This window comes from Sorangium sp. So ce367 (assembly GCF_051520455.1).
GTDB lineage: Bacteria > Myxococcota_A > Polyangia > Polyangiales > Polyangiaceae > Sorangium > Sorangium cellulosum_B.
The window spans coordinates 9,104,106-9,122,345 of record NZ_CP150334.1; the positions used below are offsets into that span (position 1 = coordinate 9,104,106).

Here is an 18,240-nt window from a genome sequence, read left to right on the forward strand (position 1 = left end):
GCGTAGCATGGCCGGCCGGCGCCGGCACCCGCGGCTCGCTCGAGCCAGCTCGAGCCGCCGTCCGGGGCCGCAGGCCGGAGCGGCGCGGCGGCCCGCTTGGGCTATGCTCACGACGTGCGCGAGCGTGATGCCCATCATGTGGAGATCGACCGGGCGCGGCACGTCGAGTACCGGGACCCCAGCGAGTTCGACCGGATCGCCTTCGCCATGCGCACGCTGGACCGCCTCCGGCCGAAGCGGCTGACGGTGGCCGTCTACCCCGCGCTCGCCGCGATGCGCGTCGAGCGCGGGAGCAACTTGCATCGCGGCGAAGGCGGCTCCTGGGCGATCGTCGGCATCCCGCCGCACGCGAGCCGCGAGCACATCGCCTACGCCCTCGCCGAGCTCGCCGGCGTCGAGTCGGTGCCCTACGCCGTACAGAGCCTCCTCGCCGCCGACAGGAACACCGACGCCTAGGCGCGCGCCGTGACGCCGGAGCGCCGCTGCACGGACATCGCCGCTGTCCCGAGATGAGCCGCGCGCGGCGGCGGGGCGGATGGTATTGCGCCCCGCACGAGGGAGAGCGACGCTGCCCTCCGTGCCTGCTCCGATCCGGCAACAGATCGCGCACCACCGCGCAGCGAAGGCGGTGTGGAGCGTCATCGTCAGCCTGGATCGCCACAACGGGCCGCGGGCCGCGAGCGCGATGGCCTTCGACGCGTTCCTCAGCCTGATCCCGCTCGCCGCCTTCGCCGGCTATGTGCTCAGCCGGATCCACCAGTGGTCGGATGTGGTGGTGCGGCCGATCCTGCAGGCGGCTCCCCCGGACGTCGCGAAGCTCGTCTCGGAGGAGCTCATCCGGCTCTCGCAGTCGTCGGCGGTCGCGCCGATCAGCATCACCGGCTTCCTCTGGATCACGTCCTCAGGGCTCTCGACCGCCATGGGCGTGTTCGACACCATCTACAACACGCGCGAGCGCCCCTGGTACGTACGCAGGGCGATCGCGGCGGCGTGCGTGATGGCCAGCCTGGCCGTGGTGCCCGTGGTCGCCGGCGTGGGCGTGCTGATCGGCACGCTCTCCGGATCGACCGGCGCCCGCATCGTCGCCTTCGCCCTCCCCGGGGGCCTCGTCATCTGCATGGTCGCCGCCTTCTTCAGGATCTCGATCCAGCGCCCGAACATCGAGCGACGCCGGATCTTCCCGGGCGCGGTGCTCACGGTGGTGCTCTGGGCCGCCGTGTCGACCCTCTTCTCGCTCTACGTCGCCACGCTCGGCCGCTACGCCACGTTCTACGGGAGCCTCGCGACCGTCGCGATCTTCCTGTTCTGGCTGTGGCTCCTGGCGCTCGCGCTGCTCATCGGGGGCGAGCTGAACGCGCGCCTGGAGCGGGAGCGCGCGGGCGTGACGTCGATCCCGCCCCCCGGCAAGTGGAGCGCGCTCGCGCTCTCCGATCTGCCCGAGCTCTCCGATCTGCCCCAGAGCGTCACGCCGCCGTCCCAGAGCGTCACGCCGCTGCCCCAGAGCGTCACGCCGCTGCCCCTGAGCACCACCCTCCCCCAGGGCGCAGCGCTCCCCCGCGGGGCCGCGGCGCGGCTCGGCGACGCCCAGGGCGCGGGCAGCGCGGACGAGGACGAAGCGCGCGGCGCACCGAGCTCGCCGCGCGAGCACCAAGCCGCCGGGTAGGTCGAGGCGGCGGGAGACCGACGCCCCCGGCGGCCGCGCGCTGAAGGACGGACGGTCGACGCCCGACGGTTCGGCTCGGCACGGGCGGTGAAAGCGCCGTCGCTCGTCCGCCACTCGGCGCTCACTCGGCGCGCATTCGCACGGTGGGTGCGCGCACTTCGCGCAGGGGCATGTCGAGGGCGGGCGTGAGGGGGAGCAGTCGAGCGTGCACGCGCACTACGGAGCGGGGGGTGACGGGGGCGGCGACCGACGCGCCGCGCATTTGCCGGGCGACGCCGGGCTGTACTTTCTGGGGGCGCTGCACGAGCTCGTCGCCGTCGGCCTGCACCGCCCCGCGCTCGAGGCGCTGTGCGCGGGGCAGCGCGACCTCGCGGAGCCGCCCATCGACCGCGCCTACCTGCTCAAGATCCTCGACGAGGAGATCTGCCGGCAGTTCGGGCATCCGCTCCGGCCGCTCATCGAGCTCGTGCTCAACGCCGCCGACGCGGCCCGCGCGCCGCAGCCCGTCGTCGACGTCGCCGTCACCGACGGGCGCGTCGAGGTCAGCGACGCCGGCGCCGGCATGGGGCTCCGGGCAATCCTCTCACGGCTGCTCATCCCGTTCGCGACGGACAAGCGGCCAGGGATCGATCTCGGCCGGTTCGGGGTCGGGTTCTTTTCCGTGCTCGGGCTGGGGCTCTCGGATCCGGAGAGCTTCAGCCTGCACGTCACCACCGGCGACGGCGTCGAGGGATGGGCGATCCGCGTCGTGGCCTGGCCCAGCGCGGGCGACGCGGGCAGCGCGCCTGCGAGCGCCTCGGAGGAGCCCGGGCAAGCCCGCGGCCGCGCGTCGTCCGAGCTCACCGCCGCCCTGATGTGCTCGGTGCGCCGGATCGCGCCGCTGCTCGGGACGCGCGTGCGCGTCACCTCGGCGCTGCTCGAGACGGCCACGGTCCGCGCGTACCTGCGCGACGCGCTCCACTTCTTCCCCGCGAGCCGCGCCCTCGTGCTGCTCGACGGCGCGGCCGTGAACGACGGCCGGCTGATCTCCGGCGGGCAGCTCATCCAGGAGCGGGTCGAGGTCGCGCCGCAGCCCCCCGGCGCGGCCGCGCTGGAGGCGCGGACCCACTTCGAGGCGGAGCGCGGCGACGCGCTCCTCGCGCGCTTCCACGTCGGCGGGCGAGGGCTGCTCCCGAGCATCTCGGCGGCCACCTTCCATGCCGGGGTCAAGGTCGACGCCTGCCTCGCCCTCGCCGAGCTCGCGCTCATCGATTTCCCGGCCGCCGTGGAGCTGACCGAGGGGCGGGACGCGCTCAAGGTCGGGCCCGAGTTCACCGCGGTCGCGACGGCCTTCTACCGGCGCCTCATCGAGCTCGCCGCGGCGAGCGGCGAGGGCCGGCGCACGCGCGACAGGCTCGCCGAGATGGCCGCCCAGATCAGCGCGCTCATGCTGCAATCCGCGGGCTGGGACGAGGTCGCCCTCGATCTCGCGCGCGCCCTGCTCGGCCCCGGGCGCTGCATGGTGACCCCCGAGCGGCGCGAGGCGCTGCTCGGCTTCCTCGGGCCGAGCGTGGCCGAGCGGCTGTTCGTGCCGGAGAGCTTCTGGGCGGAGCGCGAGTGGCAGCCGCACCTGCCCGGCGAGCGCGAGCTGCTCGAGGACGAGCTCGAGATCGACGCGCCGGAGACGCTCTCGGCCCTGGCGCGGCGCCGCGGCGACCTCTCTGGGCTGCCGCTGCTCGTCGCGCGGGCGACGAGCCCGCACACGACGATGGTCGCCCTCTGCCGGAGCCGGCTCCAGCCGGACCGCGGCGCGGGAGCGGCGGCGCGCCGGGCGCCGGGCGCGCCGCCGCTCCCCGACGCGCCGGGGCGGCGGCCGGCGGGGCCGCTGCCGTGCCTCGGCACGCGCCGGCTCCTGCTCATCCGCGACGACAGCGCGGCGGTGCGGCGCCCCTCGGGCTGGAGCGACTGGTACGCGCTGCGGGCCGCCTTCGACCGGGCCTCCGGGGTGCGCGAGGCCGATCTCGAGCGCGATCTCATCGTCGGCGAACCCGTGGACGGGACGGCCTTCGCGGCGCCCCGGCCCGGCGAAAGGACGTCTGGAGGCGAGCCATGACCCAGATCTCGTACGGGCTTTTCTCGGAGCTCTTGCTCGTGCGGATCCACGGGCGCGCCGAGGCCTACCTGCAGGCGAGCAGCGCCGAGCGCCTCGCGCTCGTCGCCGCCTGCCGCGGCGAGGCCACGGTGCCCGACCTCGCGCAGCGCATCCTCTCCCGCACCATCTACGCGCAGGCGTCGTCGCGGATCGGCCCGCTCCGCGAGCTGCTCCAGAACGCGCTCGACGCGTCGCCGCCGGGCGCCCGCATCGACGTCCGCTCGTCCGAGGACGGGCGGGAGATCTCGGTCACCGATCAGGGCCGCGGCATGAGCCGGACCGAGCTCCTCGCCGACCTGCTCGTGCCCTTCCGGAGCGGCAAGGCGGGCGAGCCCGACGCGATCGGCGAGCACGGGATCGGCTTCTTCTCCGTGCTCGAGATCGCGCCGTGGATCGAGGTGGTCACGGCGACGCCCTCGGGCGGGCACCGGCTGCTCGTCGCGCCGCTCGGCGGGGGGCCGCCCTACGAGGACTTCTCGTGGACGCTCCTGTCCCTCCCCCGCCCCCCGCCCGCGCCGTACGCGGACGGCGGCCGCGCGGGCGCCCCTGCGCGCCGTGTCGACGAGCGCGCCTCCGAGCCGCCACGCCGCCCGACGACGGGCACCTCGGTGAGGCTGTCGCTCGCGCAGCCGATCTCGCGGCCCGCGCTCGCCGCGGAGGTCACCGCGGCGGTGGGGCTCGTCGACGCGACCGTCGCGCGGATCTACGTGGACGGCGCGCTCGTCAACACGGCGCGCGGGCGCCTCCGCCGCGCCGCGGAGGTGCCGCTCCGGCTCCCGCCGTCGGGCGAGCTCTGCGGCGCGGTCGAGCTGCTCGTGGGCCGGGGCGACGGCATCGAGCCGCAGCTCACGATCACGCAGAAGGGGCTCACGGTGACGACGCGGATCGATCCCTTCCCTGGCCCCGAGCTCGGGCTTCACCGCGAGCTGGCGCGGGCGATCACGGCGGCGGGCTTCGGTCTGGTCGCGGAGCTGCCGCTCGGCGTGCCGCTCAACAAGGGCCGCTCGGCGGTCGCGGCGACCGCGTCCACGGCGGTCGAGGCGGCGCTCGTCGCGGCCTTCGAGCGGTTCGTCCTGCGCGACGCCCTGTACGACCGCGAGCTCCTGCGCGCGGTCGATCACCGCCTCTCCTCGGTCCTCGACCGGCTCCTCCACGCTGCGCTGCTCGGCGAGAGCATCACGATCGCGTCCGCGCAGGCGGTGGACGAGCTCGATCCGGTCGCGCGCACCCCCACGGTGGCGGCGCCCGAGCAGGTCATCCGCTTCGCGAGCGGGCTGCTCGACGCGCCCCTCTTCCGGTCGATCGTCGTCGACTCCGGCCAGCGGCCCTCGGGGGCGGCGCTCTCCCCGCTCGGCCAGGTCCACTACCGGAGCGCGCCGCTGACGCTGCGCGAGCTGCTCCACGCGCACCGGACCGGCGCGCTCCGCCCCCTCGAGGCCGCGCCGTCGCTGTCGTCGAGCCAGGTCCGCAGCACCGTCCGCTGGCCGCTCGGCGCCTCCGGTCCGGGGCCGGAGGCCGCCGGCGTGCGGTCCGGGGACCTCGTGTACCTCGCGCTCGACGAGCCGCTCGCGCAGGCGTTCTGGCGGCGCCTCGCGAGCGAGGGCGCGGCGTCGCAGCCGCTCCAGGCCGCCGCCGGGGCGCCTCCGCGGGCGCCAGGCGCCGCGCCGTGCCCGATGCCCCGCACCTCGCGCGAGGCGCTCCTCAAGACCGCGATCGACGTGCCCGGCGTCCGCGCCGTGGCCGCGGCCATGACGATCATCGAGCGGCTCGACGCGGCGATCTCCGAGTCCGCGGACCTCCCGGCGTCGCCGATCTGGGTGCACCAGGACCTCTACGGCCCCGACGAGATGGCGCACACAGACGGGAGCGGGATCAGCGTGAACCTCGCGTCGGCGCGGGTGCGGGCGCTGCTCACCGCGGTGCTCCTGCGCGACGACGCGGTCGCCTTCACGGCGCTGGCGGATCTCCTGCTCCACGAGAAGACCCACGTCTCGCTGGCGAGCTACGTCCCGCGCCCGACGGCCGAGCACGGCACGAGCTTCTACCGCCGCAAGGACTGGATGCGCCGCCGCCTGCTCGCGGCGATCGCGAGCGGCGCGGTCGCCGACCCGATGCGCTGGCTCGCGGTGGCGCGGCGGGGGCTCGCGAGCGCGGCGCTGCCGGCGCCGTCGGAGCTCTCGCAGGCGTTCCTGGCGGCGGCCGCAGCGGCATGACGCGTCGCACTCTCCGGAGACCGGTGGTTCGACCGAGGGCGAGATCGCCGCGGCGGCGTCGCGCGAGCGCGCGCGCGCTACGCCGCGGCGGGTCTCCCCATCGCGTAGGCGATGCCGCTCTGGAGCGTCTGCTTCGTCACCATGCGCCCGAGATCGACGCCCATCGCCACGAGCGTCTGCGCCACCCTGGGGCTGATCCCGGTGAGCACCGCGCGGGCGCCGAGCAGCCTCAGCGCGTCCGCGGTGCGGATCAGCAGGCTCGCGACCTCGGTGTCGACGAGCTTCACGCCGGTGATGTCGATGATCACGACGCTGGCGCCCCTCGCCTGGACGCCCTCGAGCGCCGTCGCCATCAGCTGGAGCGCCCGCGGCGGGTCCACCGTCCCGACGAGCGGCATGACCACGACCCGATCGGAGATCGGGATGAGCGGCGTCGACATCTCCGCGAGCCGCTCGTCCTTGACCCGCAGGATCTCCTCCTGGAGCGCCGTGCGCATCGTCTCCGTGCGCTCGCGCTCCACGAGCTCGCGCGCGAGCCTGTCGTTGGCCTCCCGCAGCTCGGCGGTCCGGCGCCCGACCTCGCCCTCCAGCCCCTCGTTGGCGCGCCGCAGCTCGGCGCTCGCCGCCTCGACCTTCGCGTAGAGCAGCGCGTTCTCCACCGCGATCGCCGCCTGCGACGACAGCATCTCGCACACCTCCAGCCGCGACGCGGTGAACGCGCCGAACGCCGCGTTGTTCTCCAGGTAGAGCACGCCCGTGAGGCGGCCCCGGTGCGAGAGCGCGACGCACAGGACGGAGCGCGGGCGGCGCGCGATGACGTACGGATCGGCGGCGAAGCGGCTGTCCTGCGCGGCGGCGTTCAGGATGACGGGCTCCTTGGTCCTGGCCACGTAGCGCACCACCGCCTGGGCGACGTCGCCGCTCTGCTCGAGGGGGAGCGAGAGGCCCACGAGCACGCTGCTCGGCTCGACCGTGGCGGTCGCCTCGACGAGCAGCTGGCCTTCGCGCGCGAGCAGCAGCGCGCCCCGCTGCGCGCCGGCGCTCTCGAGGACGAGCCCCATCAGGCGCTCGAGCACGCGATCCAGCACGAGCTCGCCGGAGATGGTCTGCGCTGCCCGGAGGATCGTCGTCGCGTCGAGGAGCGCCGCGCTCTTCGACGTGGTGGTGGTGGGCAGCGACACCGACGTCAACCGTTCGCCTGACGGCGGCGCGGAGTCCTGGAGGAGATGGGCATGATGCTCCGCGAGGTGCGACGCCTTCGCGATCGCCCCCCAGCGCCGATAGGCGTCGTACGCCTCGGTCATGTGGACGCGCGCCGCCTTCACCTTCCCCGCGGCCGCGAGGAACCTCGCGCACAGCTCGTTCGCCAGCGCCTCCTCGTGGATGAACCCGTTCTGGCGCGCGCCCGAGATCGCCTCGTCGTAGCGCGCCATCGCCTCGACCTCCCTCCCGGCCACGCGCGCCACCTCGGCGAGCACGAGCTGATGGCGGTGCCGGTAGTTCTCGGGGCAGCTCTCCGCGAGGAGCGAGAGCCGGGTCTGATGCTGCGCGAGCGATGCGCCGCGCCGCTCCCGTTCTGCCGCGTCTGGCAGCGCCAGGATCGAGAGCGCGGCGTAGAAGGGAAGCTGGTCCACCGTGGGCGTGCCTCCGGCGATGGCCACCATCGGCGCGGCGAGATCCGCCATCGCCAGGGCCCCCTGCGGGTCCTCGTAGAGGAACGCGAGCCGTGCCTTGATCACGTGGTACCAGAACGCGGCGAGCGGCAGCTCCGGCAGCGTCGCGACGAAGGCGGCCTCGTCGAACCCGTCATCGCCCAGGCTGCCTCGGCTCTTGGTCTGTCCCGTGAGGTTCGCGACCATCTGCCGCATGATCTGCAGCACCGCCACGCTCGGGCTGTCCTTGAGCCGCCGCGAGAGCGCGAGGAGATTCTCGATCACCTCGCCCACGTTCCCGAGCTCCTCGCCGAGGGCGAGCCGCGTCTCGGCGATCTGGAAGCAGGCGTAGGGCAGGAAGAAGTCGCCGGACTGCACGCCGGCGTCGTAGGCCCGCTCGAAGTAAGGCAGCGCCTCACGGAGGTGCCTGCAGCGATGGATGAACCCCGCGAACTGGACGTTCAACTTGCAGACCATCTCGCGGTGGTTGAGCTTGTCGTTGAGATCGATGGCGAGCTGCCCGAACTCGTGGCCCTCCTTGAAGCGCGCCTGGGCCACCGAGAGAAAGAACCCGTAGGTGACATAGCCGCTCGCGGACCCGTCCGAGTGACCGTACCTGAGGGAGATATTGACCTGCCTGGCGATGAGGAAAGCAAAGAGCGGGTGTTTCGACGCAAACGCGGCGTTGAGCATGACGACGAGGAACCTCATGAGGGCCCGTTTGTCCGGGTCCGTCATGAGGGGCGCGTCGATGAGCTCCGCGACCCGGCGCCCGCCGAGGCCGGCCTGCACGTCCGCGAGCTCCGCCTGCACGACCGCCGCGATCTGCTCGCCGCTCTCCGGCAGCTCGATCCCGAAGTGCGCGAGGCCCGCCAGCCCGGCGGCCATGGCGTCCGCATAACGCCCCTGCGCCATGTACACCGTCATGCGCAGCTCGTGGATGCGCACCTTCTCCATCCGCTCTCGCGCACGGCCGAGCAGGACGTCGCACCGCGCGAGCGCGCGCTCGAAGCGGCGGGTGAGGAACTCGCACTCGGCCAGATCCATCTGCATCGCGAAGGTCAGCTCACCGCCCCGCTCCCAGCCGTCGGCGAGCCCGTCGAGGAGCGAGATCCCGGCGTCCAGGTACCTGAACGCCGCCTCGAAGGCCGCCGCGGACCTGGCCCTCCGGCCGGCCGCGAGGTTCATCCGAGCGAGCTCGATCCGCTCGTCCTCGGAGCCAAGCAGGCCGGCGCCCAGGTTCATGTGGTCGACGATCGCGAACGTCTCGCCGTCGCCGCTCGCTCCCTCGCGGCGGGCGAGCAAGAGCCGTCCGAGCCTGAGGTGCACTTCGGGCCTCCGCGCGGGCTCGATCAGGGCGTAGGCGGCCTCCTGCACGCGATCGTGGAGGAACTGATAGGAGACGTTGCAGGCCGGCTGCTCCGGGATGTCCGCGTCTCGCGCGACGCCATCATGGTAAAACCGGTAGTCGGCGCCGAGGGGCAGGACGAGCCCCTCGTCCATCGCCCCCCACAGGTGCGCGGCCGTCTCCGCGAGGGGCCTCTCGCGAGCGAGCGCGAGCGTCTCCAGATCGAACTGGTGCCCGAAGCACGCGGCGAGCTTCAAAGCTTCCTGGGTCTCGGCCGGGAGCCTTCGCAGGCTGTCCACCATGAACTCGACAACGTTCTCCGCGATGGGCGTGTCCTGGATACGCCGGAGGTCCCAGGTCCATGCCTCCGCGCTCCGGTCCAGCGTGATGAGCTGCTGCTCGCGGAGCCGCCGGAGCAGCTGATTCAGGTAGAACGGGTTGCCATGCACCTTCTCGAACAGGAGCGAGGCGAGCGGCGCCGCGCGCTCGGGCTCGCAGTGCAGGGTGTCGGACAGGAGCTGGTTCACGTCGGCGAGGCCGAGAGGCCCGAGGGCCAGCTCGGAGACGGTCGCGCCGGCGCTCCGGATATCGCTGAGGGCGAACGAGAGCGGGTGTCCCTCGTCGACCTCCCGATCCCGGGCCGCGCCGATCACGAGCAGATGAGCGCCGCCCGTGTTGCTCAGGATGATCTTGAGCAGGTTCAGCGAAGCTGGATCGGCCCACTGCAGGTCGTCGAGGAACAAGGCGAACGGGCGCTCGGAGGACCCGAGCGCCCTCATGAAGCGTTGAAACACCATGTGGCAGCGGCCCTGCGCCTCGGTCGGCCCGAGCTCCGGTACGCTCGGCTGCGGCCCGATCAGCCATGAGAGCTCGGGGACGAGATCGACCATGACTTGCCCGTTCTCCCCGAGCGCCGCCGTGATCCGGTCTCTCCAGCCCTTCAGCGCCTCCGCCGGCTCCACCATGATCTGCCGGATCAGCTCCCGGAGCGCCTGCTGGAAAGGGGCATACGGGACATTCCGGTCGAGCTGATCGGATTTTCCGGCGATGAAGTACCCCCCGCGCAGGTGCGCGACGGCGTGCCGTATCTCCTTGATCAGCACGGACTTGCCGACGCCGGCAGGGCCCCTGACCATCACGAGCTCGGTCGCCCCCTGCGCCGCGCGCTCGAAGGCGGACAGGAGCGCGGCGGTCTCCGCCTCGCGGCCATAGAGCTTCTGCGGGATGCAGAGCTCGGCGGAGAGATCGTGCCCTCCGAGGCGGAACGGCTCGACCCGCCCGGTCCGCACGAGCTGAGACAGGCAGGCCTCGAGATCGACGCGGAGGCCGTGAGCGCTCTGGTACCGGTCCTCGGGGGCCTTGGACAGGAGCTTCATGACGATGTCCGACACCGCCCTGGGGACGTCGGGCGACACCTTGCATGGCGAGGTCGGTGTCCTCGCGATGTGGCTGTGCACGAGCTCCACGGAGTCGACCGCTCGAAAAGGCAGAGACCTCGTGAGCATCTCGTACAGCGTGACGCCGAGGGAGTAGAGGTCGGAGCGGTGATCGACGAGGCGGCTCGTGCGGCCGGTCTGCTCGGGCGAGATGTACGCGAGCGTACCTTCGAGCGATTCAGGGCTGCCGATCGCCTGGACCTCCTGGGCGAGGCGCGCCGAGATGCCGAAATCGATGAGCCTGATCGCCTTCGACTCCAGATCGAGGAGGACATTGTGCGGCTTGACGTCCCTGTGGACGATGCGCCTTTGATGGAGGGACTCGAGGATGGCCGCGAGGGCGATGGCGACCTCCAGCGTGGTCCGGAGATCGAGGCCTGTTTCACGCAGGATGTCGCAGAGCACCCGCCCGCCGGTATCCTCCATGACGAGCGCCACGCCGCGCTCGGACGTCGCGAGCCCATGAACCCTCGGGACACCGGCGATCGCGAGATCCCTGAGGATCGCGTGCTCGTGTCGCAGCGTCGCGAGCTCTGTCGGGTCGGGGAGCTCGGCCTTCAGCCGCTTGACGATGACCTTCGCGCCGTCCTGCTTCCGGTAACCACGGTGAACAACGACGCTCCTGCCTTCGTGAACCACGTCCGTGAGCGCGTACTCGGACAGACTGATCATGCGCGTTCCCGCAACGTTCGCTCGCCCGGTCTCTCCCCTGGAACCGGGTGGCAACGCCAGCGATCCCCCTTGTTCAGGTATCGCAGAGCCTGATGCAAAATTGCAATGGAGATGTGTACACGACGGGTCTGTTCGCGACTCGAAGCGAGCGGGCAGACAAACCATGATCACCCTGACGCGCCGGCACAACTCGACACAATTCCAGCGAAGTGGAATCGTTCCGGCGCGCTTCCCCCGAGCAGGCTCAGCGGGAGACGAGGTCCTTCATCCAGGCGACGTCGTCAGGTGTCGCCTGGTGGAGCTCGCCGGCCCACTCCTCGTCGGTCATGCGCTCGAAGCCCTCGGTGATCTTCTCGAAGTACGAGGAGGCGAGCCCCACGAAGGCGCGCGGCGTGCCGCACGGATCGGCGGTGACGACCATGAGCCGCGGCCGGCCGGTGCCCACGTGCAGCACGCGCCCGACCGGCGCCCCGCCCTCGTCGGTCGGCTGCGTGTGCACGTCGGCGATCGTCGGATCCTCGGCCACGGTCTGGAAGACGTCGAAGAAGAGCTCGGCGTACCAGCCCACCGCCCCCTCGTCCGAGCCGCAGCCGGTCTGGATCCGGACGGCCTGGTTGATGAAATCGAGGTGCTCCTGGGTGAGGGGCACCCCAGCGCGCTCGTTCTCGGCCATCTCGCCGAGCGTCCGCGCGACGCTCTGCAGCTTCGCGAAGTACGCCGGCACCCGCTGCGCCAGCAGCGACGGTGCGCCCGACAGATCGAGCGCCTCGACGGCGCGGCTGCCTTGCTCCGCCAGCTCGGCGATGCGCGCGAAGAACGCCGGGTACGGGTCGACGTAGGCGTCCGGGAACTCGCACGTGGCGCCGCTCGTGTACGACTGCTTGGCGTAGAGCAGCGTGTCGTGCCGGAGCTCGGCCCACGAGGCGAGCTGGGTGTTCAGGAGGCGCCGGCCCCACGCCTCGGTCTTCGCCACCGCGGGCAGCCCGGTCGTGTCGGCGAGCGCCTTCGCCGGCGACAGCTCCCGCAGCGCGCCGAGCCAGTGGTTGTAGAGGTTCTTGCTCCAGAAGTCGCCGGGGTGCGCGTCGACGAGCACGCGCATCATGTGCAGGTCCGGCGCGTAGGGGAACTTCCCGAGCTCGGGCGCGAGCAGCTGACCCGCCTGATCGTTGCCGAGCGCGGCGAAGCCCACGTCGAGCGGGCTCGGCATCATGCGCTTGACGGCGCCGCCCTTCACCCGGTCGTAGACCACGTTCGAGAAGACGTGCGAGTCGACGACGTACCGCTGGCCGAGCAGCGCGAAGCTCGACGAGAGCGGCATCGTGCCCTTGCCGAGGCCGTTGATCATGATGTGGCTCGAGATCCGCTGCGTCCCGTGGCCCTTCTCCACCACGACGTCGATGATCTGCTCGTCCGGGAGCCCGGCGAGGCCGGCGGCGCCGGCGAGGCCGAGGTCCTTGAGCAGGACGTCGAGCTCGGGCAGCGTCATGTAGTCGCTCTCGCCGACGAAGGTCTGGACCGTGTCGTCGATGCGCGTGTACCGGGCGAGGGTGCCCTCGTCGGCGAGGGCGCGCAGCACATAGGCGCCCTCGAGCTGCCGCCGCTGCAGGACCTGCGTGCCGTCCTGCTGGGTCTCGAGGAAGCGGAAGTCGACGCGCCCGAGCCACATCATGCTGCGGAAGTAGCGCTGGAGCTCCGGCGAGTCGGTGTAGTGGCCGCGGGGCTCGAACTGCGAGAAGTCCATGATCCGCTCGGAGCCGAAGAGGCGCACCTTGCCCGCCCCCTGGTGCGCCTTGGCGCCCGCGACGAGCTCGTCGATCTTCGCGGCGTCGGCGCCCGCCACGGGCGCGACGGGCGCGTCGCTCAGCAGCGAGAGCGCCACGGCGGTGAAGAGGTCCGCGTCGGCGCGCGCCTCGGCGCCGAGCTCGCCGCCGGCGCCCGCGGCGAGCCGCGCGCGCATCTCCTCGAGCATCGCCCCGAGCTCCGGCGCGAGCGCGGCGAGCTCCACGCCCTTCAGGATCGCGTCGTACGAGCGGTGGACCGCGTACAGGATGGAGTCGGCGGACACGTAGAGCGGCAGATCGAGCGCATAGATGCTCGCGTAGCCGTAAACGAAGGTCGGAAAGGCCTTCTTCTCCGAGATGACGAAGCCGCTCTCGGAGAGCTTCGCGAGCTCGTCCTCGTCGAGGGCGAGGGAGGTGCCCTGGACGAGCGAGAGGCCCTCGGCGTCCGCAGGCGCGTAGGGCAGGCCCGTGGCGAAGGGGACGGCGTACCTCGAGGCGAAGTCCTCGGCGGTCATGTTCGCCGAGGACTCCTGCTCGTCGAGCAGCGCGCTGAGCTCCGCCTGCTGCTCGGGCCCGAGCGGCGCCGGCGGCTGCTCCGACTGCGTACCCCCGGTCTGCGTACCGCCGGTCTGCGTGCCGCCGGTCTGCGTGCCGCCGGTGTCGGTCTGCTGGCTGCTCTCGCCGGAGCAGCCGCCGGCGAGGGCGAGGAGGATCGGAACGACGTGAAAGTGAAGAAGCATTTTGCGCATCGTGTTTCCCTTCCAGAGCGCGGCTCCGGTGCGCGGAGCGCGGCGCCCCCGCTGCGGGCAAGGACAGTGCCGCGGGCGCGAGGCGCGCTCCCCTCTTCGTCCACAACAGGAAAGATCTGCTCGGATACAGCAGGATACGGCACCATCGCGAGGATGCGCTGCCGAGGAGGACTGGCACGATGTCGCCGCGCCGGGATCATGTGGGGTCATTCGAGGCTTGCGCTGCGCGGAGAGGGCGTGGTGAGACCGTGACGACCGCCGGAGAGGAGAAGCGGTCGTGTTGTCCCGACGACTGTCCTCTTCACGCTTCACGCGTCACGCCCATCGACGCCTGGGCGTCCCCCGCGCTCACCCGCGCTCCCCGCGCTCCCCGCGCTCCCCGCGCGATTCTGTCGATTTCTTGCTCCCCATGACAAAGTGGGAACATCGCTGTTTCGACGGGGCCCCGAGGAAACTTGTCGGTCCCATGCACGATGAGCGTGACGGCGGCGAATCGGATCCACTACAAGGGGCGCCGGAGGCGAACCATGACCATCACGTTCTATTACTCCCCCCAATCGAGCGCTGGGCGCATCCGTCTGACGCTCGCCGAGCTCGGTGTCCCCCACGAGGCCGTCCGGGTCGATCTGCGCGCCGGCGACCAGAGGAAGCCGGAGTTCCTCGCCCTCAACCCCAATGGCCAGGTGCCGACCCTCGTGATCGACGGCACCCCGATGTTCGAGTCGGTGGCGATCCAGATCGCCCTCGGCGAGCGCTACGGCGTCGAGAAGGGCCTGTGGCCGGCCCCCGGCTCGCCCGAGCAGCTGACGGCCCTGACGTGGCTCGTCTGGGGCCAGGTCAACCTGACCAGCGCCCTGTTCCGCTACATCAAGAACACGAGCGACTGGTTCCCCAAGGAGCAGCAAGACGCGAAGCAGGCCGAGGCGGCGCTGACCGAGGCGCGCGGCCTGCTCCGCATCCTCGACGGCCGCCTCGACGGCCGCCAGTACATCACCGGCGAGCGCTGTACCCTGGTGGATCTCGACCTCGCGTCCGTGCTCGGCTGGGGCCTTCAGGCGGGCAAGATCGACATCTCCGAGCTGAAGAGCTTGAAGGGATGGCTCGGCCGCATCATGGAGCGCCCGGCCGTGAAGGCGGTCATGGCCGAGGGCTGAACCCGAGCGCCTCGCTCGCCCGGGCGGGCGAGGCGCGCCCGCCTCTTCATCGACCGCGCGGCGAGCGCTCACGGTCATCCACGCTGTCCGCGCGATGTGGGCCCCGCGCCCCGAGCGCCCTTGCGCGCGCCGGACACATGCTAGAACTCGGCCGCAATGACGGTCCTCCAGGTCGCCGACCTCAGCTTCGGTTACGGCGCGGACAGGCTCTTCCAGGGCATCACCTTCTCCCTGGAGCAAGGCCAGCGCGCCGCGCTCGTCGCCCCGAACGGCGCGGGCAAATCGACGCTGCTCCGCCTCGTCGCCCGCGAGCTCACCCCCGACACGGGCTCGGTCGTGATCCGCAAGGGGATCCGGTTCGCGTACTTCCGGCAGTCGCACGAGCTCGCGGCCCAGGGCACGGTGCTCGAGGCCTTCCTCTCCGGGTTCTCGGAGGTGCTCGAGCTGCGCCACGCCCTCACCGCGGCGCAGCACGCGGCCGCCAGCGGCAGCGAGGCCGATCTCGCCCGCCTCAGCGATCTCACCGACCGCTACCACATCGCCGGCGGCGACGATCTCGAGCGCCGCGTGGAGATCATCGCGGCCCACCTCGGGTTCTCGCCCGCCGACATGGATCGCCCCGTCTCGAGCCTGTCGGGAGGCGAGCGCGGGCGCCTGCAGCTCGGCGTGGTGCTCGCCATCGAGCCCGATCTCTTGCTGCTCGACGAGCCCACGAACCACCTCGACATCGAGACCATCACCTGGCTCGAGAAGCACCTCGCGGGCCTCGGCGGCGCGCTCCTCTGCGTCTCGCACGACCGCGCGTTCCTCGACGCCGTCTGCCCGCACACGTTCGAGCTCGGGCAGCGCAGCTTCCGCGCCTACCCGCTCAGGTACAGCGACTACGCCGTCGCCCGCGAGGAGGACCTCGCCCGGGAGCGGGAGCTCGCCGAGCGGCAGGAGGCGTTCGTCTCCAAGACCGAGGACTTCATCCGGCGCAACATCGCCGGTCAGAAGACGAAGCAGGCGCAGAGCCGGCGCAAGATGCTCGAGAAGCTCGAGACGATCGACCGGCCCGAGGACGTGTGGGCGACCGCCGAGAAGGTCCGGTTCCGGTTCGCGCCCGCGCCGCGCAGCGGGGACATCGTGCTCGACGCGCGCGGGCTCGGCGCCTCGCGCGGCGGGCGCACGCTCTTCTCCGGCGTGGACCTGCTCCTGCGGCGCGGCGACCGCGTCGGCATCGTGGGGCCCAACGGGACCGGCAAATCGACGCTGCTCAAGCTGCTCGCCGGCGCGGGCGCCCCCGAGGACGCGGGCGACGTGCGGCGCGGGACGAACCTCTGCCAGGGCTACTTCGACCAGCACCTCGGCTCGCTCGACCCGTCGAGGACCGCGGTCGAGGAGATCCGCAGCGTGCGCGCCGACATGAACGTCGACGCGACACGCCAGTACCTGTCGCGCTTCCGCTTCTACGGGGACGACGCGCTCCGGAAGGTGCAGGGCTTCTCCGGCGGCGAGCGGAGCCGGCTCGCGCTCGGCAAGCTGCTCCTCGAGCCGCGCAACCTGCTCTTCCTCGACGAGCCGACGAACCACCTCGACATCCCCGCCGCCGAGATCCTCGAGGAGGCGCTCGCGGGCTTCGAGGGCACGGTGCTGCTCGTCTCGCACGACCGCAGGTTCCTGGAGGCGGTGACGACGCGCATCGTCGCGGTGCGCGAGGGGCGCGTGGACATCTACCCCGGCGGCTTCCGCGACTACCGCGACAACCTCGAGAAGCTCGCGGCCGAGGCGGAGGAGGCGGAGCGCGCGCGCGAGGAGGGCGAGAGGGCGAAGGGCGCGCGGGGAGCGCGGAAGACGGCGAGCGCGCCGCCGCCGCGCGAGGAGCCGAAGGCGGAGGCGGCGGACCGGGGCGCGAAGGCGTCTGGCCGCGCGGTGCGGCGGAGCGGCGCGACGATGCCGCCGCCGGACGACGCGGGCGCGGGCGACGCGGCGGCGCGCCGGCGGGCGTTCGAGAGCGACAAGGCGGCGGCGCGGGCGACGGAGCGCAAGCGCAAGCGGGTCAAGGAGCTGGAGGCGGAGATCGCGGCGGGCGAGTCGCGGCTCGCGGAGATGCGCGAGGCGCTCAAGCAGGACCCGGGCGGCGACTGGGCGAAGCTCGCGGCGGCGGCGCGCGAGGAGCAGGCGCTCGCGAAGCGCGTCGACGCCGCGATGGCGGAGTGGATGGCGCTCAGCGAGGAGCTCGGGGCCTCGACGACGACGGCGGGAGGCGAGGCGTGAAGCGGTGGCCGGGGGGCGCGCGGGGGGCGCGGATCGCGGGGGTGCTGCTCGCGCTCGTCGCGGCGGCGGCGCTCGGCCCGGCGTGCAAGGAGAAGCGCGACGACGGCACCACGCCTGCGCAGGCCGTCGCCGAGCTGCCGCCGCTCGAGCTCCGCGACGACACGGCGAACCTGATGCTGACGTGGATCGACGAGAAGGGCGACACGCACGTCGAGCTGCGCCCGGCCGACGTGCCGGCCGAGGGCCGCGCGCTCGTGCGCGCCATGCTCTCGGATCGGACGGAGGGGACGCGGGACGCGTTTTACGTCGCGGATCTGACGCAGAAGCGGCCGGACGGCACGTACGCGGTCCGGACGATGCCGCGGCGGGAATGGGAGTCGCTGCTGGAGAAGCGGCGCGCCGAGCACCTCGCGAAGACGGCGCCGCCGCCCGCGGCGCCGGGCCCCGGCGGCTCGGCGGGCGCCGGCGCGCCGGGCGCGCCGAGCCACCTCGCGGGGGTCACGGTGATCATCTACGGCGCCTCGTGGTGCAAGCCGTGCCACCAGGCCGCGGACTACCTGCGCTCGAAGGGGATCGCCGCGGTGGTGAAGGACATCGAGGAGGACGCGGGCGCGGCCGCGGAGATGCAGGACAAGCTCGCGAAGAGCCACCAGCGCGGGGGCAGCATCCCGATCATCGACGTGCGGGGGCAGATCCTCGTGGGGTTCAGCCCGGGGGCGATCGACCAGGCGCTCGCGCGGGCGGCGGGCGGGACGACGCTCTGAGGCAGCCACGGCGAGCCTCCGCGCTCATCAGGGGCGTGGCCGGCTCGGGTCGCGGAGGGCGCGGGCGGCTCGGGCCGCAGCCCTGCGCACGCTGACCGCCCCAGAGCGGCCCTAACTCGTGCTCTGCCATCTCCTCCTATGGCAGAGTCCTTGTCTCCCGGGCTTCACGGCGTCACCCCCGCCACCGCCGGTAGGCAGAGCGACTCATTCAAGCCTCAGCTGTTCATCTGGCGCGAGGGCCGGAGGGGCAGCGGTGCCTGCGTGTATCATGAATCCTCCCGTCACCCATCAGAGGAAGAATCCGAAGCTTGAGCAGGATCGCGGGGGCTCACCGATACAGCCTCATCGAGCGCTGAGCCAGCACGAGGTCGTCACAGACACCGAAGAACGGGTCGTGTTCCGGGGGTACGTCCGAGGCTCA

General features: G+C 72.4%; 9 protein-coding genes. 7 read left to right on the top strand and 2 right to left on the bottom strand.

Annotated features, from left to right (window positions below):
• Positions 1-114 precede the first annotated feature (114 nt).
• The 4 genes from WME97_RS34610 (at position 115) to WME97_RS34625 (ending at position 6,007) form a co-directional block, all read left to right on the top strand.
• Positions 115-456, top strand: coding sequence for a hypothetical protein (locus WME97_RS34610; protein ID WP_437543960.1), 342 nt, complete (start codon positions 115-117; stop codon positions 454-456).
• A 121-nt stretch (positions 457-577) separates the two neighbouring features.
• Positions 578-1,663 (top strand): YihY/virulence factor BrkB family protein, encoded by a 1,086-nt coding sequence (locus WME97_RS34615; protein WP_437543962.1) that lies wholly within the window; start codon positions 578-580, stop codon positions 1,661-1,663.
• Between the two features lie 205 nt (positions 1,664-1,868).
• On the top strand, positions 1,869-3,755 hold the full coding sequence (locus WME97_RS34620; protein WP_437543964.1) for an ATP-binding protein: 1,887 nt from the start codon (positions 1,869-1,871) through the stop codon (positions 3,753-3,755).
• Positions 3,752-6,007, top strand: a complete 2,256-nt coding sequence (locus tag WME97_RS34625) for an ATP-binding protein (protein ID WP_437543966.1) — start codon at positions 3,752-3,754, stop codon at positions 6,005-6,007. Before WME97_RS34620 ends, WME97_RS34625 begins: the two co-directional genes overlap by 4 nt.
• 77 nt (positions 6,008-6,084) lie before the next feature.
• Here WME97_RS34625 and WME97_RS34630 read toward each other — a convergent pair whose 3' ends face one another.
• Together WME97_RS34630 and WME97_RS34635 are read right to left on the bottom strand one after the other, a co-directional pair.
• Positions 6,085-11,115: an AAA family ATPase gene (locus WME97_RS34630; RefSeq protein WP_437543968.1), complete on the bottom strand. Its 5,031-nt coding sequence runs from the start codon at positions 11,113-11,115 to the stop codon at positions 6,085-6,087.
• Positions 11,116-11,359: 244 nt separating this feature from the next.
• Positions 11,360-13,645, bottom strand: coding sequence for a DUF3160 domain-containing protein (locus WME97_RS34635; RefSeq protein ID WP_437543970.1), 2,286 nt, complete (start codon positions 13,643-13,645; stop codon positions 11,360-11,362).
• 527 nt (positions 13,646-14,172) lie between these two features.
• On the opposite strand from WME97_RS34635, the gene WME97_RS34640 reads away from it, so the two are divergent.
• The 3 genes from WME97_RS34640 (at position 14,173) to WME97_RS34650 (ending at position 17,819) form a co-directional block, all read left to right on the top strand.
• Positions 14,173-14,799 (top strand): glutathione S-transferase family protein, encoded by a 627-nt coding sequence (locus tag WME97_RS34640; RefSeq protein WP_437543972.1) that lies wholly within the window; start codon positions 14,173-14,175, stop codon positions 14,797-14,799.
• A 156-nt stretch (positions 14,800-14,955) separates the two neighbouring features.
• Complete coding sequence (locus tag WME97_RS34645) at positions 14,956-17,055, top strand: ABC-F family ATP-binding cassette domain-containing protein (RefSeq protein WP_437543974.1); 2,100 nt, start codon at positions 14,956-14,958, stop codon at positions 17,053-17,055.
• Positions 17,052-17,819 carry a glutaredoxin domain-containing protein gene (locus WME97_RS34650; RefSeq protein ID WP_437543976.1) on the top strand — a complete coding sequence of 256 codons (768 nt, stop codon included), beginning with the start codon at positions 17,052-17,054 and terminating at the stop codon, positions 17,817-17,819. The genes WME97_RS34645 and WME97_RS34650 overlap by 4 nt, the downstream gene beginning before the upstream one ends.
• The last annotated feature ends 421 nt before the right edge of the window (positions 17,820-18,240 follow it).